Here is a 16098-nt window from a genome sequence, read left to right as displayed (position 1 = left end):
GATCATCCTGCGGGCGGGAACCTATAATATTCGCATTATATGTTAAAGTAATTTCTTTTATAATGGACCGCGTTTTGGCTGCTCCGCCCATTCGCGCATGAAGCCCGCTCTTGCCAGCTCTTCCGGGCGGGTAAAACGCCGAGTGCCGGAATAGGTGAAATCCAGGTCGCCCTGATCGGCAACGCGATCGAGAATCGTGCGATAGACCTGGGCACCATTGAAATGCTGCTCTTCGGCGACGGCAGCTTCGGTCTTATGGCGATAATCGGCGAAAAACTTGAAATGCAGGAGCACGCCTTGCGGCGCGGTGAAATTGCGCGTGAAGGGCAAGGGTTGATGCACGCTGACACCGAAGCTGCAGCTCTCGTCCCAGTACAACAGCGGATATTTCGCCAGTTCGGCTTCGGTGGAGAACATACGCTGGCGTGGGCCGCCGCGAAGGCTGAGGAAGCGGCGGTTGGGCTGCAGCAGATAGCCATCCCCATCATAGCCGTCAGCCACCTCCCAGGGCATTGTGTCGTCGGCGCCCTGGAAGGGATAGAGGCTCAAGGGGCCACGCGGATAGAGATCCAGCATCGGCGCCATCATCCGCTTCTGCCCGGCTGCGTCCAGCGTTGCGATCAGCGCGGGCAAGGGCCGCTCGAAACATCTGTCGTAAACGAGGTATTCGTCGGAATCGACCGAAAGATACCAGCGGCCCGTGCCGTAGAGCGAGAGCAAGGCTTCGCGCCAGAGCTTGCCGCGCCGCGCATCCTTGTAGCGCAGAGGCGAGCTCCAGAGATCGACATCGGCCTCGGCCGCCAGCCTCTCGGCCGTGCCGTCGCGGGATTGATCGTCGACGACGATAAAGCGCGTGACCCCGAGCCGCCGATAATGCGCGAGAAAGGAGCGCAGGAACTTGGCGTCATTGTGGGTGAAGGTGACGAGACCCAGGTCTTCCGCCGCGAGCGGGCGCAAGGACCGGCCGCCCGCAAGCGAAAGCGGTGCCTCTGCCTGCTCCCGAGCGCGGCGGCGGCGCACACGCCGCGTTTCCCAGGCTGACAGCGCCCGGTCGATCGGGCCGCGCTGAGGCTCCGCTGGAAAAGGCTGTGGATAGGCAGTGGCAACAAAGCTCAAATGGCATCCTCATGCATTGGGAAACGGTGACGTCATCATCCGGCTTGGCTTGCCTGGTGCCCGCCACTCCCAGCCCGCATCATCGCCCCTCCAGTTCGGCCTTCGACACAACAATCGCCGAAAGCACCGGGCGGGCATGTGACGATGCTGCAACGGAGCCTCCACACCGAGATTTCATGGGATGCGCTTGGCCGTCTTCGATAGAAAGAAGGCGACAAGGAGTCAAATCTGATGGGCGCATGCGCAAGCGCGGTCGCGACAGGACCTTTTTCGCATCAGACCGATCGCTTGCCTCGTCTTGACCCTTTATGGCACAGGGCGCGCCTTTGCCGCGGCAGGCCTGCAACAAGACCGCGCATTTTGGACGGCAAATGGCGCTGCGCTTGTGGTAAAAGGCGCAGCACCCTTGAAAGCAAGGGGGGATGATCCTTAAACTAAGGCATAAAACCCAAGCGGCGGCCGGTTTTTGACCCTGTCTCCGCCAGTCGAGGAACGTGCATGACCTCCCGCCATACGAAGGTGCTGATCATTGGCTCCGGCCCCGCCGGCTACACCGCCGCCATCTATGCCGCGCGCGCCATGCTGCAGCCGGTGCTGATCGCCGGCATGGAGCAAGGCGGGCAGTTGATGATCACCACGGATGTGGAAAACTATCCCGGCTTCGCCGATCCGATCCAGGGGCCTTGGCTGATGAGCGAAATGCTCAAGCAGGCAACCCATGTCGGCGCCGAAATCGTCAGCGACCTTGTCACCAGCGTCGATCTTTCGGTCCGTCCCTTCCGGCTGATGACCGACAGCGGCACGGTATGGACGGCCGACACACTGGTGATCGCCACGGGCGCCCGCGCGAAATGGCTTGGCATCGAAACGGAAGAGACCTTCAAGGGCTTTGGCGTATCCGCCTGCGCCACTTGCGACGGGTTCTTCTATCGCGGCAAGGATGTGATCGTGGTTGGTGGCGGCAACTCCGCCGTGGAAGAGGCGCTCTATCTCTCCAACCTTGCCAAAACTGTCACCGTCATCCATCGCCGCGATGGCTTCCGGGCCGAGCGCATCCTGCAAGACCGCCTGTTCGCCAAGGAGAATGTCCGCATTCTCTGGGATCATGAGATCGCCGCTTATGAGGGCGCGCCGGCAAAGCCGCCAATGCCGGCCTCGCTGAATGGCGTCACGCTTCGCAATGTGAAAACCGGTGCGATCACGCCGATGCCGATCGACGGCGTCTTCGTGGCAATCGGCCATGCCCCGGCAACCGACCTTTTCAAAGGCCAGCTTCGACTGAAATCCAACGGCTATCTCTGGACCGCGCCGGATTCAACCGCCACCGATGTCGCGGGCGTTTTTGCCGCGGGCGACGTGACGGACGACCAATATCGTCAGGCGATCACCGCAGCGGGAATGGGCTGCATGGCGGCGCTGGAAGCGGAGCGTTATCTGGCCGGCCATCTTCCGGTCGCGATTGCCGCAGAATAAGGTCTGCGACCCGCCGGGCGCAGGGGCGCATTGGCGGTCGATAACGAACACCGCCTGCTGCTAAGATGCGCGGGCAAGCGCATGGCGCGGCCAGCGGCTGGATCAAACCTGCGGCATCCGTCTTGCGGAACGAAAACAAGGGGGGAGACGGGAGCTCGGCGGCTGAAGGCATGGCCCGGTCGCTCGCCCCCCATAAGAGGGAGACGGCATGCCGCTCGACTGGGACAAGTTGCGCATCTTTCATGCGGCGGCGGAGGCCGGATCCTTCACCCATGCGGCCGACAAGTTGCATCTGTCGCAGTCGGCGATCAGCCGCCAGGTCAGCTCGCTCGAGCAGGATGTCGGTATCAAACTGTTTCACCGCCATGCCCGCGGCCTGATTCTCACCGAGCAGGGGGAAATCCTCTATCGCACAGCGCATGACGTGCTGATGAAGCTGGAAAGCGTGCGCGTTCAGCTGACCGAAACCACGGACAAGCCGAGCGGCAAGCTGCGCATCACCACCACGGTCGGCCTCGGCCAGGGCTGGCTGACCGACAAGGTGCAGGAATTCCTCAGCCTCTATCCCGACATGCAGGTTCAGCTCATCCTCGACAATGAGGAGCTGGACGTGAACATGCGCCATGCCGACTGCGCCATCCGCCTGCGCCAGCCCCAGCAATCGGACCTGATCCAGCGCAAGCTGTTTACGGTGCATATGCACCTTTATGCCGCGCCCTCCTATATCAACAAGCATGGCGAGCCGCATTCGATCGCCGATCTGGACAACCACCGGATCATCACCTTTGGCGAGCCGGCGCCCAACTATCTGCTCGACGTCAACTGGCTGGAGATCGCCGGGCGCGAGAGCGACAATCCCCGCCCCTCCCATCTGCAGATCAACAGCCAGACCTCGATCAAGCGTGCCTGCCTGCTCGGCATCGGCATTGCCATGATGCCGGACTATATCGTCGGACGCGATCCGGGCCTGATCCAGCTGCCGATTCAGGCCGACATTCCTTCGTTCGATACCTATTTCTGCTATCCTGACGAGATGAAAAACGCCGCCAAGCTCAAGGTCTTCCGCGATTTCATCGTCGCCAAGGCCCGCAACTGGAATTTCTGAAGCCGGCTGCATGTTTTTAAGGCTGCTGTGCGTCGGTAGCCTAACTCTCCCCATCGCCATGTGAATTGCTTGAAGCCCCGCGCCTACCTTGGCGCGGGGCTTTGTATTTTGCTTACAAAACAGGCAGGGGTGCGCTGTCATCATGGCTGGCATGCATATTTATTGATTGTTCATCGCCCAAAAAGCGAGCATATCGACTGCAGCTGATGCACATGACGGTCTTCTCCCAGTGCCGTCGCAGCAGCTGTTCCCCTCTGGAGGTTTTAGACCTTCACACTTAAAGGCCCCAAGTTTACTTGTGGGCCTCTTTTTTTGCCATTGATTCAGGATGCTGATGATTTTTGAGCCGGCTGCTCTTGTTTTCCATCCCGCGTTGTATCATATGCAATCTCAGCTGAGGCACATGATGGCCACCTCCCAGTGCCATCGCGTCAGCTGTTCCCCTCTGGAGGTTTCAAACCTTCACACCTGATAGGCCCCGGCACACGCTGTGGGCCTTTTTTTTGTCCGTCTTTTTCGACATGGCCCTTTAAATCGTCGTGGACCGATCCCTATATCGGGATATCGAATTTTTTCGATATGAACGAAGCGACAAGGCGTTCATTCCTTGTCGCGCGGAGATGAACGTGGATCGCGCCGAAATTCTCAAAGCGCTCTCGAACCCTGCCCGGCTGGATATTCTGGCGTGGCTGAAGGAGCCTGAGCTGCATTTTTCCAGCCAGGAGCATCCCCTGTCGATGGGGGTCTGCGCCAGCCAGTTCGAGCGCTGCGGGTTGTCGCAGTCCACCGTCTCCGCCCATCTCCGGGTTCTCCAGCGCGCCGGCCTCGTGACCAACAGGCGCGTGGGGCAATGGATCTTCTACCAGCGCAACGAGGAGACGATCGCCAAATTCCTGAAGGATCTCGGCGCCACGCTCTGACCTGCCGTTTCGTCACCCCGCCTTTCCATCCCTCGCTTCAAGCCACGTCCCCACATTAAAGGAATTGCTCATGACCTCGATCTTCGACCCGATCAAAGCCGGCGACATCGAACTTGCCAACCGGATCGTCATGGCGCCGCTGACGCGCAACCGCTCGCCCAAGGCCGTGCCCAATACGCTGAACGTCACCTATTACGAACAACGCGCCACCGCCGGGCTGATCATCACCGAAGCGACCGCCATCACCCATCAGGGCCAGGGCTATGCGGACGTTCCCGGTCTCTACACGTCGGAAGCGCTGGATGGCTGGCGCAAGGTGACCGAGGCAGTCCACACGCAGGGCGGCAAGATCGTCGTGCAGATGTGGCATGTTGGCCGTATTTCTCACACCAGCCTGCAGCCCAATGGCGGCAAGCCGGTCGCGCCCTCTGCCATCGCCGCCAAGTCGAAGACCTATCTGATCGGCGAGGATGGTACCGGCAGCTTCGCCGACACCTCCGAGCCCCGCGCGCTTGAAACCGAAGAAATTGCCGGCATTGTCGAGGATTACCGCAAGGCTGCTCGCGCCGCCATTGAGGCCGGCTTCGACGGCGTCGAGATCCACGCCGCCAATGGTTATCTGATCGACCAGTTCCTGCGCTCCAGCGCCAACAAGCGCGAGGATACTTATGGCGGCTCGGTCGAAAACCGCGCTCGCTTTCTATTCGAAGTGGTCGATGCGATCACGCAGGAGATTGGTGCCGGCCGCACCGGCATCCGCATCTCGCCGGTGACGCCCGCCAATGACGTGCAGGACGACGATCCGTCGACGCTCTTCACCCATGTGGTCAAGGGTCTGGCCAGGTATGGCCTTTCCTATGTCCACGTGATCGAGGGCGCCACGGGCGGTGATCGCGCCTTTGCCGATTTCGATTATGCGGCCCTGCGCCAGGCCTATCAGGCGGCTGGCGGCAAGGCGGCCTGGATGGCCAATAATGGCTATGACCGGCAATTGGCGATCGACGCCATCGAAAGCGGCAGGGCAGATCTGATCGCCTTCGGCAAGCCATTCATTGCCAATCCTGATCTCGTCGCCCGGCTGAGGGACAACGCTCCCTTAAACCAGGTGGACAAGGACACGATGTATGGCGGCGGCGCCAAGGGCTATACCGATTACCCGTCGCTGACCCAGGAAGCAGCCGAGTAAGCTCTCTCCTCAAGGCGCAGGCGTGATCCCATGGCTCGCACCTGCGCCTTGCCCTCGATGGCCTGCGCATCGCCGGAGGCCGGCATGAGCAGGCGGCTATCCATAACCTCGTTGGGAACGTTAAGGCCCGTGCCGATCGACCTCCTCGTGCATGGACGCTGCCTATGATCCCGCACGACCGCCGCCGCCTGGCGGGGGCGGTACGGACTATGTCTGAGGCGCGCATGACCGTCGCGCAGAAGCACCTCGATCCGCGCCCTGCACGTCTCGGTAATCCATTTCGATTTGCAGCATTATGCAGTAGCCCGGGGCAACCGGAAGGAGTTGCCCATGCTGATTCGCGATGCCCTCGATGAAGACCTGCCCGCCATTCGCGCCATCTACAACGACGCCGTCGAGACAACGACGGCGATCTGGAACGAAACGGTCGTGGATCTGGACAATCGCCGTGCCTGGATGGCGGACCGCATCGCACGCGGCTATCCCATTCTGGTCGCCGTCGGCGAGGATGGGCGCGTAGCCGGCTATGCCTCCTTCGGCGATTGGCGCGCCTTTGACGGCTATCGCTTCACAGTCGAGCATTCGGTTTATGTCGAACGCAGTTTTCGCGGTACCGGCGTTGGCGAAACCCTGATGAGGGCCCTGATCGAGCGCGCGCGCGGCCTGGGCAAGCATGCGATGATCGGCGCGGTGGAGGCGGGCAACGCCGCCTCCGTCGCCCTTCATGCCAAGCTCGGCTTCGTGCCGACAGGCACGCTGCGCGAAGTCGGCACGAAGTTCGGCCGCTGGCTGGACCTGACCTTCCTCCAGCTGACGCTCGACGAGCGGGGCCCCTTGGAGCGATAAACTCGCCCGCCCTTCAAGTCATAGGCCGTGATGAAAGCACGCGAGCAGTCGTTCAGGCGGCTGCCCGCGCGCGCGTCGCCCGCCCTTTCAGCGCCGGCACGCAGGCAAGCGCGACGACCACCAGCGGCAGGCAGATCAGGTAGGAGGCGCGGATGCCGGCTTCTTCTGCCACGAAACCGAGCAGCGGCGGGGCCAGGAAGAAGATGATGAAGGTCACCTGGCCGATGGCCGCGACATTCACATGGGCGGGGCGGTCGATGCGCTGGGCGGCAGCGGAAACAGCAAGCGGATAGACCGCGCTGCAGCCGGCGCCGAGCATGGCGAAGCCGATCAGCGCCATGGCCGGATGCTGCGAGAAGCCGACCGCCAGAAGCCCCGCCAGCGAGAGCATCAGCAAGGACGATGCCACCAGGCGCGCGCCGTAGCGCTCCACGACGACATCGGCAACAAGACGCATCAAGGCCATGAAGAAGGTGAAAAGCGTGAGCCCGAGCCCGCCAATCACGGGCTCGACGGCATAGACATCGCGCATGTAGATCGCCGACCAGTCCACGCCAGCGCCCTCGACCAGAAAGGCGGCAATGCCGATCAGGCAGAGCGGCAGGAGCCCGAGCGTCGGAAAGGCGAAGCGCGGCGTCGTTTCCGCATGACCTTTTGGCGCCGGCGCATCCTTCAGGCCGCCGATCACAGGCAGGCCGGCCAGGACAACCACGACCAGCGCGGTCGTCAGGTGCAGGCCCATCGAAATCTCGGCCTGGCGAATAAAGGAGGCCAGGAGCGCTGTCACAAAAAAGCCAGCGCTCCAGAACCCGTGCGCCCGGCTCATGATCGACCAGCCGGTTTCAGCCTCGACCCGGCCCAGCTCGACATTCAGATTGATCTCCAACGCGCCAGCCAGAAGCCCGGCGCAGAAGAGCACGGCGAAGACTGCCGGCGCATTCGGCATGAACGGGACCAGCGCATAGCAGCTGGCCGTGCCGATGATGGTGATATAGGCCGTCTTGCGTGCGCCCAGAGCGGCGATCAAGGGCGAGGAAACCGTCAGCGCGATCAGCGCGCCGATCGACATGCCGATCAGCGTCAGGCCGAGCTCGGACTTGTCGACACCGAGCGTCTCCTGCAGGTCGGGCATGCGCGCCAGCAGCGCCCCGAGGCTGAGCGCGAAAAAGAAGAAGCAAAGATAAAGCCGATGGTGCTGCGCAAGCGTCATGGGTGCCGTGCGTCCTCTTCCCCGCAGGCACGAGCTGCTTCTCCTCAAGCATCCCGCACTGCTGCCGCGCATGTCGCTTGCTCGGAACAAGGATGTTCCAGGCAAGCAGGTCTTCGAAAGATGAGCCCAGACGAGTTCTCATGACCCGTCCTGGCTTAGCCCCTCGCCTTAGCGGCAGGCCGCGCTGAAGCGCTGGATACGCTTGCAGGCTTCCTCGAGCAGTTCCTCAGATGTCGCGTAGGAAATGCGGAAGTTCGGGCCAAGGCCGAAGGCAGAGCCGTGGACGACGGCCACGCCTTCCGATTCCAGAAGCTCGGAAACGAAGTCCTCGTCCGTCTCGATCACCTTGCCGGTGGGCGCCGTCTTGCCGATCAGCCCCTTGCAGGAGGGATAGACATAGAAAGCGCCTTCCGGCGACGGGCACTCGATGCCGACGGCCTGGTTGAGCATGGAGACCACGAGATCGCGCCGGCCTTCGAAGATCTTCTTGTTGACCGGAATGAAGTCCTGCGTGCCGTTCAGCGCTTCCACGGCAGCCCACTGCGCCACCGAGCAGGCGCCCGAGGTCTGCTGGCCCTGGATCATGTCCATCGCCTTGATCAGAGCCAGCGGACCTGCGGCATAGCCGATGCGCCAGCCGGTCATGGCATAGGCCTTGGACACGCCGTTCATGGTCAGCGTGCGGTCGTAAAGGGCGGGCTCGACTTCGACGGGTGTCGCGAATTTGAAGTCGCCATAGGTCAGGTGCTCATACATATCGTCCGTCAGCACCCAGACATGCGGATGCTTGACAAGCACATCCGTCAGCGCCTTCAGCTCGTCATGGCTATAGGCAGCACCCGAAGGATTGGACGGCGAGTTGAAGATGAACCACTTGGTCTTCGGCGTGATCGCCTTGTCGAGGTCCTCAGGCGTCAGCTTGAACTTGTTTTCCTGCGTCGTGGCGACGAAGACCGGCGTGCCGCCGCACAGGGCCACCATTTCCGGATAGGAGACCCAGTAAGGCGTTGGGATCACCACCTCATCGCCGGGATTGAGCGTCGCCATGAAGGCGTTGAACAGGATCTGCTTGCCGCCGGTGCCGACGATCGTCTGCTCGGGCGTGTAATCCAGATTGTTCTCGCGCTTGAACTTGGCGACGATCGCCTTGCGCAGCTCGGGAATGCCGGCCACGGGCGTGTACTTCGTCTCGCCGCGCTTGATCGCGTCGATCGCGGCATTCTTGATATTGTCCGGCGTGTCGAAATCCGGCTCGCCGGCCCCCAGGCCGATCACGTCGCGTCCCTTGGCTTTGAGCTCGCGCGCCTTCTGGGAAACAGCAATGGTGGCGGACGGCTTCACGCGGGAAAGGGCATCGGCAAGGAAGGCCATGATCAAGGTCCTGGGTCGTTGTCACGGGGGTTGAGCGAACGGGGCCGCCCTGCCCGCCGATGAAGCCCGACCCGAAGAGGGCCGATAATCGCGCGATCCTCCGACCGCAAGCCTCACGACGCCTGGAAAAGCGACATGCCGCGCGGCGGCCGTCCCCCATGAAGGCGCGGCTCGCCGACGACCAAGCTGTATGTCGAATGTAGCGCGCGACTTCAAGCGTAAAGGCGTTGCGGGGACAGAAAAGCAGGCGGCAGGAGGCTGCGACCGGTCATGCGCGCGAACCGGCGAATCAGCGCGCGGCGCGTCACAACAAAACGCGCATACGGACCTTACGCGAAACCTACCAAATTCTTAACGCAGACATGGACTTAGCAGGTTGAGCCATGCCTTTCTTTCACCATCAAAAATGGCGGGGCCCGCCATAATTCCGTCCCTTTGGCGCCCTCTTGAAGGCCTTAATCTAGAGCGTTGCGATGAATCGCTTCCCGGAGCCCCCACATGCCGCCCTTCTGCCCTGCCGCACGCGCGCCCCGGCGCGCTCGTCCCGTTCTTCTTGCCGCATCGCTGGCCATGCTGGCTTTCTCGCCGCTGCCATCAGCCGCATCCGAGATCGCCCAGCCGATCCCGCGCGTTGCCGGCGGCGAAAAGCTTTTCCCGATCGGGGCCCCCGAGGCCCTGGCCGACGCCCTGTCCGATGACGGGCAGAGTGCTGCGGCAGCCCTGGTCGGCGTTTCCAGCGCGGGCGATCGCTTCGCGGCCGACCGGATGATTACCGGATCCATCGCGCCCGCGAGCACACGGGCCTGGGCGGCGGGTCATGTTCCGGCGGATCGCCATATCCTGCTCGGCACCATGCTGCTTGCCGTCGCCATGATGGCCTCCACCGCCTTCGGCCTCTGGCGCTGGCAGCTGCGCGGCTGGAGCAGAGAGGCCTGATCATGAGCGAGCGTCGCAAAACATCGACCACCCCAAGCGCCGGCGAAGCCCAGCCGTCCGGCTTCCTCGCCGGGTTGAATGCCCTGGAGACGGTCATCGTCGCCGTGATCGCGCTTGTTGCCCTCGCGGGCCTGCTGATGATCGCCAAGGGGCTGATCCTGAAAAGCGACGGAGCTCTCATCGGCAGCCGCCCGGCCATTGTTGGCGGCATGCAGCGGGCCTGAATCCGTCGGAACGAAGATGAAAGCCTGCAATGCGGCGGGGGCCGGCATCGCACGCAGTCCGTTTTTCGGGCTTGGGCTTCGACATCTTGAACGTGTGGATCGGCCTCTGAGCCAAAAGCGCTTTCCCGAGCAGGCTGGCGACCATGGGCCGCCGCTTGAAGACCGTCTGGAAAGCGGCTAATCGAGCCGGCATGATCGCGCCGCATCCAAGGGAACAGCCATGCCCGTTCCCAGCGCCCGCGCGACGTTCCGTCTCCAAGCCCTGGCCAGCCGCTCCATGACCCGACTTCAAGCCAATCTCTGTCTTTTGCTGGCAGGCGCCATCTGGGGCGCTGGTTTCGTCGCGCAATCCACAGCCATGGGCAGTCTCGGCCCGTTCTGGTTCATCGGGCTGCGCTTTCTTCTGGCCAGTCTCGTGGCCGCACCGCTCGCGCTGTGGGAAGCACGCAGGCCGGACGCCCAACCCGTGCCGCGCGGCACGCTTCTCGGCTTTCTCGCCATCGGCATGGCGCTTTTTTTAGCCGCTGCCGCGCAGCAGATCGGCCTGCTGACGACCAGCGTCACCAATTCCGGCTTTCTGACCAGCCTTTACGTCGTGTTCACGCCGCTGCTCAGCGTCATCGTGCTGCGCCGCCGGCCGCATGCGTTGGTTTGGCCTGCTGCCGCGCTGGCGCTGTTCGGCATCTTCCTGCTGAGCGGCGGCTCGTTTTCGGCCCTCGGCACCGGCGATGCCTGGACCATCCTCTGCGCGCTCCTCTGGGCGGTGCAGGTGGTGCTGGTCGGCATCTTCGCGGGACAGAGCGGGCGCCCCATGGCGCTCTCGCTCGTCCAGTTCCTGGTCTGCGCGGCCGGAGGCCTGGCCGTGGCCGCCGTTTCTGAGCCGATTTCGGCCGAGGCCGTCTCCGGCGCATTGGTCGAAATCCTCTATGCCGGGCTCTTCTCCAGCGGCGTGGCCTTCATCCTCCAGGTGGTGGGGCAGCGCTTTACCACGGCGCCGCAGGCCGCAATCTTCCTGTCCAGCGAAGCCCTGTTCGCCGCCCTCTTCGGTGCCCTCCTCCTGAGCGAGGCGATTCCCCCGATCGGCTATCTCGGCTGCGCGGCCATTTTTGCCGCCATTCTGCTCGCCGAACTCGGTCCAACATGGAGACGGGCCAGCCCCAGCCGCGATAGGCAAATAAGCGGACGCTAAATAAATGCGAAAGATTTCAACGGTTTGAGCTTTCACAGCAAAATCGCGGCGATGCTGTGTTTTTGACCGTCTTGTGGATGAAATAACGCGGTATTACCGTCAGAAAACTTTTGCTTGCTTATTGGCATCAAACACAGCAAGCTAATGATGTTCGGGCAAGCTGCGAACACGGGAAGACCTTGAATGATGCGCGCCGGAAGCGCAAAAAAACCTTCCGGGTAGGTGTCGAGGATCGGAAACGCTCTTCAAGCCTGCAAGAACAGGACCCTTTCCTCATAGTCGAGACCTGCCTGCCGCACGCTTATCATTGAATACTGCCCGATATGATCACGGGCAGAGGAAAAAGGACCTGACGCATGGCCGAAACTGGCATTGTTAAATTCTTCAACACCGACAAGGGCTTCGGCTTTATCAAGCCGGACAATGGCGGCGCTGACATCTTCGTTCATATCTCTGCCGTCCAGGCTTCGGGGCTGAATGGCCTCTCTGAAAATCAGAAGGTTAGCTTCGATACCGAGCCGGATCGCCGTGGCAAGGGCCCCAAGGCCGTCAATCTTGAAATCGCCGGCTGATCTGGAAGGCTGATTTTTGGCGTGATCGTCGCCGCGAGACGGCGGGTGGCCTCTTGGCAGGCCTCCCGTTATAGGTTTATTTGTTTTCAAGCAGGCGTTTTTGGCCTGCTTTTTGTTTGCTTCAAGTATTATTTTTGTCTTCCCTGAAGCATGGGGCCAAACTCGAAGACTTAAGCGGGTCGGAGACCCATTGGAGCGCTGTCATCCCGCGGTGACGTTTTGCCTGGACCGGCTGACGAAATCTTCCACAGATGCGATCAAGTTTGGTGCTTCTCTTGACAGGATCATGTCCGGCTGGATGCGACCTGGATTGCGTTGCAAAGGGCGGATCACCCTGCCGTGGTATTGGCTTGGTAAACGTCGAAGTCATCGCACCACCGACCAGCGAAAAATCACGATGCAGTCCTTCGCTCTGCAATGTTCCCAAGCCCGCCTTGCCGCCGCCACAAGCGGCTCCTAGATCTTCCTCAAGCGGAAAATCGGCTGTTTTAGGTTACGAAATTCCGTTCAGCCCTGGTTCAGCCAGACTGAATTAGGGTGCTGTCATTATCCGCCGGAATGGTCCGGCACCCGCAAGGATCGACACCATGAAACAGGGTATCAAAGCTCTTGTTCTCACCGTTGCCAGCGTGGCAACCGTTCTGCCCGTCACCGCGGCTCATGCGGATGATTGGCGCTATCGTCATCACCGCCACGGCGTCTCGCGCGGCGATGCTGTCGCCATCGGCGCGCTCGGCCTTGCCACGGGCCTGATCGTCGGCGGCGCTGTTGCCAGCCAGCCGCAGCCCGCCTACCAGGAACGCGTCTATATCGACCCGCCACCGCCGGAGCCGGTCTATCGTCCGAGCTATACCTATGTGGAGGAAAGCGCGCCGGTCTATCAGCCGCGTACGGTTGTGCGCACCTATGGCACGCTCGAGCCGTGGAGCCAGTCCTGGTACCGCTATTGCGCCGACCGCTATCGCTCCTTCGATAGCCGTTCAGGCACTTACGTCGGCATGGATGGTCGCTCGCACTTCTGCACAGCCGGCTGACACCAACGCATAGAGACTGGAAAAAGGCCGGCCTGTCCGGCCTTTTTGCTGTCTGATCGTGCCATACGCGTCGCCAAGCGAACGCGCGGTCGAAGCCTTAACCTTCCCGATAATCCTGGCTCAAACCGCCTTCGATCGAAGAAGCTGGCACTGATCCTTGACCCTTCTTTTCGTGAAGGTGATCACGGTGTCGTCGCGCCGCCGTCAAGACCGCGTAGATAAGGGTTGTTTCGCCGCTCCTCGCCGATCCGCCCGCCTGGGCCGTGGCCACAGATGAAGCCCATCTCGTCGCCGAGCGGCAGAATCTTCGTGCGGATGGAGTCGAGCAATTGCTGGTGGTTGCCGCCCGGCAGATCGGTCCGGCCGATCGAGCCATGAAAGAGCACATCGCCGAGATGGGCAAAATTCTGGGCGCGGTTGACGAAAACGACGTGACCGGGCGCATGTCCCGGGCAATGCAGCACGTCGAAGACATGGCCGGAGAAGGAGAGCGTATCCCCCTCCTCCAGCCAGCGGTCCGGCACCACATTTTCCACCTTCATAGCGAGGCCGAAACGTTCAGCCTGGGCCTCCAGCTTTGCCAGAAGCGGAGCGTCGTCGCGATGCGGGCCGATGATGTCGACACCGAGATGTTCCTTCAGCTCCTTGGCGCCGCCGGCATGGTCGATATGGCCATGGGTGATCCAGATTGCCTGGATCTTCAAGCCGTTTTCAGAGAGCGTCTGCAGGATGACGTCGACATCGCCGCCAGGATCCACCACCACGCCCTCGCGGGTCTCGGTGTCGAACAGCACGGTGCAATTCTGCTGAAAATGCGTAACCGGAATGATGCCTGCCTGAAGCATGATGCCCCTCTTTGTGATCGACGCGTTGCAGCGTCTATAGAGGAAGCGGGGCCGCCATGTCAGCCCTCGCAATCAGACCCGGTCGGGCGTATGAAACAAAGCCGCCATCGGAGGCGGCAGGGTCCGTGATGTTATCAAGCGCAAGGCGCTCTGGCAGGATCGGGCGAGCTGGTCATAACCCGTCTTGCAAGACGGGGTGAGACGGCCCGTCAATGCTCAATCGACGTCGGCGATAGCGATCGGGTCGTGATGCGGCGAAGGCAGGTTGATGGTCGTCATCAGCAGCGAGAATACTGCGAGATTTGCGGCAATCACAGCCATGACGATGGGCCGCAGCTGGCGGACGGTGGAGGAAGACTGGTCTGCGAAATCAGGGTTCATGATCGCGGGTCCTTTGTCGATGCCACACCTTGAAACGGCCGCAGCACCAGAGTCTCGAAACAAGTGCCGGACAAGCAGATGACGATCTTGGCACGGCGCATTTTGATTTGCGGCGAAAACGGGTTTTTTCGCGATTTGGTTCCGCCTTTTGCACAAAAGCGCGCGTCGTGAATTTTGACGATGACCCCGCGTTGCATAAAGGCCACAATCTTGCGAGGCGGAGCATCGGCCGCGACCGCTATGCTATCGCCGCGCTGGTTTCCGCGGGGCGATTGACGCTGTTTTGATGCTATTCTTGCAGCCTGAGGGCGAAAACGGTTCCCAGTCTCGGCGCACTTGCTGTAGTGACCGAAGACGACCCGACGAATCCGGCTCGCCGGCCGGGCAGAAGATAGCCATGGGTGGCGGCGTGACAGCACGAGACGACGGAATTGTGAGACAGGATGCGCGGCTGCGCCCGGAAAAGCCGACGGAGCCGGAACCGCTCGACTACGAGATCATCGAGCAGCTGTTCTTTGCCTATCGCGATTTTACCGGCGATCCCGATGTGATCCTTGAAAAGCGCGGCTTCGGGCGGGCGCATCATCGCGTTCTGCATTTCGTCGATCGCGAACCGGGCATGACCGTCGCCGATCTTCTCGACACGCTCAACATTACCAAGCAGAGCTTGGCGCGCGTGCTCAAGCAACTGATCGACGGGCATTATATCCAGCAGGTGGCAGGCCCGGAGGATCGCCGCCAGCGCAAGCTCTATACGACGCGGGAGGGCAAGACCCTGGCGCGCGCGCTGGCCGCGCCGCAGTCACGCCGGATCGCCGAGGCCTTGGCACGCGCCGGGCCGGGTGCTCGCGAAACGGTGATCCGGTTTCTCACCGCCATGCGCAATCATGATGAGGCATAACCAGATCAGGCCGGCTTGAGGGAGGAGAAAGACATGGAGCAGAAAAAGGTCCGGGTTGCCGACGATGCCCCGCATCTTCTGATCGTCGATGACGACCGGCGCATCCGCGATCTCTTGAACCGCTATCTGGTCGAGCAGGGCTTCCGCGTGACCACGGCCAGCGATGCACCGGAGGCTCGGCGCCGGCTGGAAGGCGTGGATTTCGATCTCTTGATCGTCGATGTGATGATGCCAGGCGAAACGGGCCTCTCGCTGACCCAGGGCCTGCGCAAGATCAAGACCGTGCCGATCATCATGCTGACCGCGCTGGCCGAGCAGAATGCCCGCATCGAAGGCCTGGAAGCCGGCGCCGACGACTACCTGCCCAAGCCCTTCGATCCGCGCGAGCTGGTTTTGAGGATCAACAACATTCTCCGCCGCAATGCGCCGGCCAAGGCCCACAAGGTGGAGCAGGTGATCTTCGGCCCCTTCACCTTCTCCGTGGTGCGCAAGGAACTTCGCCGTGGTGCCGACCATATTCGCCTGACGGACCGCGAACAGGAGATCATGATGCTCTTCTCCCAGCGTGCGGGGGAAACCATTCCGCGCCATGAGCTGGTAGGCGACGATGCCGAGGTCGGCGAGCGCACGATCGACGTGCAGATCAACCGTCTGCGACGCAAGATCGAGGACGATCCGTCCAACCCCGTTTTTCTGCAAACCGTACGCGGCATCGGCTATCGGCTCAGCGTCGATTGAGACGGCGGCGTGAGACTGTCGTCGATTTGCATTTCGGCCCCGCGCGCATGA

General features: G+C 61.8%; 17 protein-coding genes. 12 read left to right on the top strand and 5 right to left on the bottom strand.

Annotated elements, in window-relative coordinates; translation table 11 throughout:
* Positions 1-57: 57 nt before the first annotated feature.
* On the bottom strand, positions 58-1116 hold the full coding sequence (locus BMX61_RS14290) for a glycosyltransferase family 2 protein (RefSeq protein ID WP_234794688.1): 1059 nt from the start codon (positions 1114-1116) through the stop codon (positions 58-60).
* 498 nt (positions 1117-1614) lie between these two features.
* Between BMX61_RS14290 and trxB the strand changes: the two genes are divergently transcribed.
* The 5 genes from trxB (at position 1615) to BMX61_RS14265 (ending at position 6646) form a co-directional block, all read left to right on the top strand.
* Positions 1615-2589: a thioredoxin-disulfide reductase gene (trxB, locus tag BMX61_RS14285; RefSeq protein WP_075628196.1), complete on the top strand. Its 975-nt coding sequence runs from the start codon at positions 1615-1617 to the stop codon at positions 2587-2589.
* Between the two features lie 208 nt (positions 2590-2797).
* Positions 2798-3694: a LysR family transcriptional regulator VtlR gene (locus BMX61_RS14280; protein ID WP_075628197.1), complete on the top strand. Its 897-nt coding sequence runs from the start codon at positions 2798-2800 to the stop codon at positions 3692-3694.
* A gap of 626 nt (positions 3695-4320) precedes the next feature.
* Positions 4321-4614 (top strand): ArsR/SmtB family transcription factor, encoded by a 294-nt coding sequence (locus tag BMX61_RS14275; RefSeq protein ID WP_075628324.1) that lies wholly within the window; start codon positions 4321-4323, stop codon positions 4612-4614.
* 70 nt (positions 4615-4684) lie between these two features.
* Positions 4685-5800, top strand: coding sequence for an alkene reductase (locus tag BMX61_RS14270; RefSeq protein ID WP_075628198.1), 1116 nt, complete (start codon positions 4685-4687; stop codon positions 5798-5800).
* A 330-nt stretch (positions 5801-6130) separates the two neighbouring features.
* The gene (locus tag BMX61_RS14265) at positions 6131-6646 is read left to right on the top strand and encodes a GNAT family N-acetyltransferase (RefSeq protein WP_075628199.1); all 516 of its coding nucleotides are present in this window, start codon (positions 6131-6133) and stop codon (positions 6644-6646) included.
* Positions 6647-6698: 52 nt separating this feature from the next.
* Here the strand turns inward: BMX61_RS14265 and BMX61_RS14260 are convergent, their stop codons facing one another.
* Positions 6699-7856, bottom strand: a complete 1158-nt coding sequence (locus BMX61_RS14260) for an MFS transporter (RefSeq protein WP_075628200.1) — start codon at positions 7854-7856, stop codon at positions 6699-6701.
* Positions 7857-8024: 168 nt separating this feature from the next.
* Entirely contained in the window at positions 8025-9227 is a 1203-nt protein-coding gene (locus BMX61_RS14255) for a pyridoxal phosphate-dependent aminotransferase (RefSeq protein WP_075628201.1), read from the bottom strand.
* 498 nt (positions 9228-9725) lie between these two features.
* Between BMX61_RS14255 and BMX61_RS14250 the strand changes: the two genes are divergently transcribed.
* The 5 genes from BMX61_RS14250 to BMX61_RS14230 all read left to right on the top strand — a co-directional run bounded on the left by BMX61_RS14250 (position 9726) and on the right by BMX61_RS14230 (position 13182).
* Positions 9726-10163, top strand: coding sequence for a hypothetical protein (locus BMX61_RS14250; protein ID WP_075628202.1), 438 nt, complete (start codon positions 9726-9728; stop codon positions 10161-10163).
* A gap of 2 nt (positions 10164-10165) precedes the next feature.
* Positions 10166-10387 carry a hypothetical protein gene (locus BMX61_RS14245; RefSeq protein WP_075628203.1) on the top strand — a complete coding sequence of 74 codons (222 nt, stop codon included), beginning with the start codon at positions 10166-10168 and terminating at the stop codon, positions 10385-10387.
* 277 nt (positions 10388-10664) lie between these two features.
* Complete coding sequence (locus BMX61_RS14240) at positions 10665-11576, top strand: DMT family transporter (protein ID WP_075628325.1); 912 nt, start codon at positions 10665-10667, stop codon at positions 11574-11576.
* Between the two features lie 356 nt (positions 11577-11932).
* Complete coding sequence (locus tag BMX61_RS14235) at positions 11933-12148, top strand: cold-shock protein (RefSeq protein ID WP_075628204.1); 216 nt, start codon at positions 11933-11935, stop codon at positions 12146-12148.
* A gap of 587 nt (positions 12149-12735) precedes the next feature.
* Positions 12736-13182, top strand: a complete 447-nt coding sequence (locus BMX61_RS14230) for a BA14K family protein (RefSeq protein WP_075628205.1) — start codon at positions 12736-12738, stop codon at positions 13180-13182.
* A 182-nt stretch (positions 13183-13364) separates the two neighbouring features.
* Here BMX61_RS14230 and BMX61_RS14225 read toward each other — a convergent pair whose 3' ends face one another.
* Together BMX61_RS14225 and BMX61_RS24695 are read right to left on the bottom strand one after the other, a co-directional pair.
* The gene (locus BMX61_RS14225) at positions 13365-14027 is read right to left on the bottom strand and encodes an MBL fold metallo-hydrolase (RefSeq protein ID WP_075628206.1); all 663 of its coding nucleotides are present in this window, start codon (positions 14025-14027) and stop codon (positions 13365-13367) included.
* Between the two features lie 216 nt (positions 14028-14243).
* Positions 14244-14408 (bottom strand): hypothetical protein, encoded by a 165-nt coding sequence (locus BMX61_RS24695; protein ID WP_170854947.1) that lies wholly within the window; start codon positions 14406-14408, stop codon positions 14244-14246.
* 433 nt (positions 14409-14841) lie between these two features.
* Between BMX61_RS24695 and BMX61_RS14220 the strand changes: the two genes are divergently transcribed.
* Together BMX61_RS14220 and BMX61_RS14215 are read left to right on the top strand one after the other, a co-directional pair.
* Positions 14842-15309 carry a MarR family winged helix-turn-helix transcriptional regulator gene (locus BMX61_RS14220; RefSeq protein WP_234794687.1) on the top strand — a complete coding sequence of 156 codons (468 nt, stop codon included), beginning with the start codon at positions 14842-14844 and terminating at the stop codon, positions 15307-15309.
* Between the two features lie 33 nt (positions 15310-15342).
* A complete protein-coding gene (locus tag BMX61_RS14215) occupies positions 15343-16047 on the top strand; it encodes a response regulator (RefSeq protein ID WP_075628207.1) in 705 nt (234 codons plus the stop codon).
* Positions 16048-16098: the final 51 nt, after the last annotated feature.

Origin of the sequence: Xaviernesmea oryzae, from assembly GCF_900109605.1 — a bacterium.
Lineage (GTDB): Bacteria > Pseudomonadota > Alphaproteobacteria > Rhizobiales > Rhizobiaceae > Xaviernesmea > Xaviernesmea oryzae.
The sequence above is the reverse complement of the archived record's forward strand: the minus strand, read 5'-3'. Positions and strand labels throughout refer to the sequence as shown.

Excerpts from the sequence above, each read along its gene's own strand:
- BMX61_RS14250 (WP_075628202.1), top strand. The coding sequence starts at position 9,726 with ATGCCGCCCTTCTGCCCTGCCGCACGCGCGCCCCGGCGCGCTCGTCCC.
- BMX61_RS24695 (WP_170854947.1), bottom strand. The coding sequence starts at position 14,408 with ATGAACCCTGATTTCGCAGACCAGTCTTCCTCCACCGTCCGCCAGCTG.
- BMX61_RS14240 (WP_075628325.1), top strand. The coding sequence starts at position 10,665 with ATGACCCGACTTCAAGCCAATCTCTGTCTTTTGCTGGCAGGCGCCATC.
- BMX61_RS14215 (WP_075628207.1), top strand. The coding sequence starts at position 15,343 with ATGGAGCAGAAAAAGGTCCGGGTTGCCGACGATGCCCCGCATCTTCTG.
- BMX61_RS14270 (WP_075628198.1), top strand. The coding sequence starts at position 4,685 with ATGACCTCGATCTTCGACCCGATCAAAGCCGGCGACATCGAACTTGCC.
- BMX61_RS14235 (WP_075628204.1), top strand. The coding sequence starts at position 11,933 with ATGGCCGAAACTGGCATTGTTAAATTCTTCAACACCGACAAGGGCTTC.
- BMX61_RS14265 (WP_075628199.1), top strand. The coding sequence starts at position 6,131 with ATGCTGATTCGCGATGCCCTCGATGAAGACCTGCCCGCCATTCGCGCC.
- BMX61_RS14225 (WP_075628206.1), bottom strand. The coding sequence starts at position 14,027 with ATGCTTCAGGCAGGCATCATTCCGGTTACGCATTTTCAGCAGAATTGC.
- BMX61_RS14230 (WP_075628205.1), top strand. The coding sequence starts at position 12,736 with ATGAAACAGGGTATCAAAGCTCTTGTTCTCACCGTTGCCAGCGTGGCA.
- BMX61_RS14255 (WP_075628201.1), bottom strand. The coding sequence starts at position 9,227 with ATGGCCTTCCTTGCCGATGCCCTTTCCCGCGTGAAGCCGTCCGCCACC.
- BMX61_RS14245 (WP_075628203.1), top strand. The coding sequence starts at position 10,166 with ATGAGCGAGCGTCGCAAAACATCGACCACCCCAAGCGCCGGCGAAGCC.
- BMX61_RS14280 (WP_075628197.1), top strand. The coding sequence starts at position 2,798 with ATGCCGCTCGACTGGGACAAGTTGCGCATCTTTCATGCGGCGGCGGAG.
- trxB (WP_075628196.1), top strand. The coding sequence starts at position 1,615 with ATGACCTCCCGCCATACGAAGGTGCTGATCATTGGCTCCGGCCCCGCC.
- BMX61_RS14260 (WP_075628200.1), bottom strand. The coding sequence starts at position 7,856 with ATGACGCTTGCGCAGCACCATCGGCTTTATCTTTGCTTCTTCTTTTTC.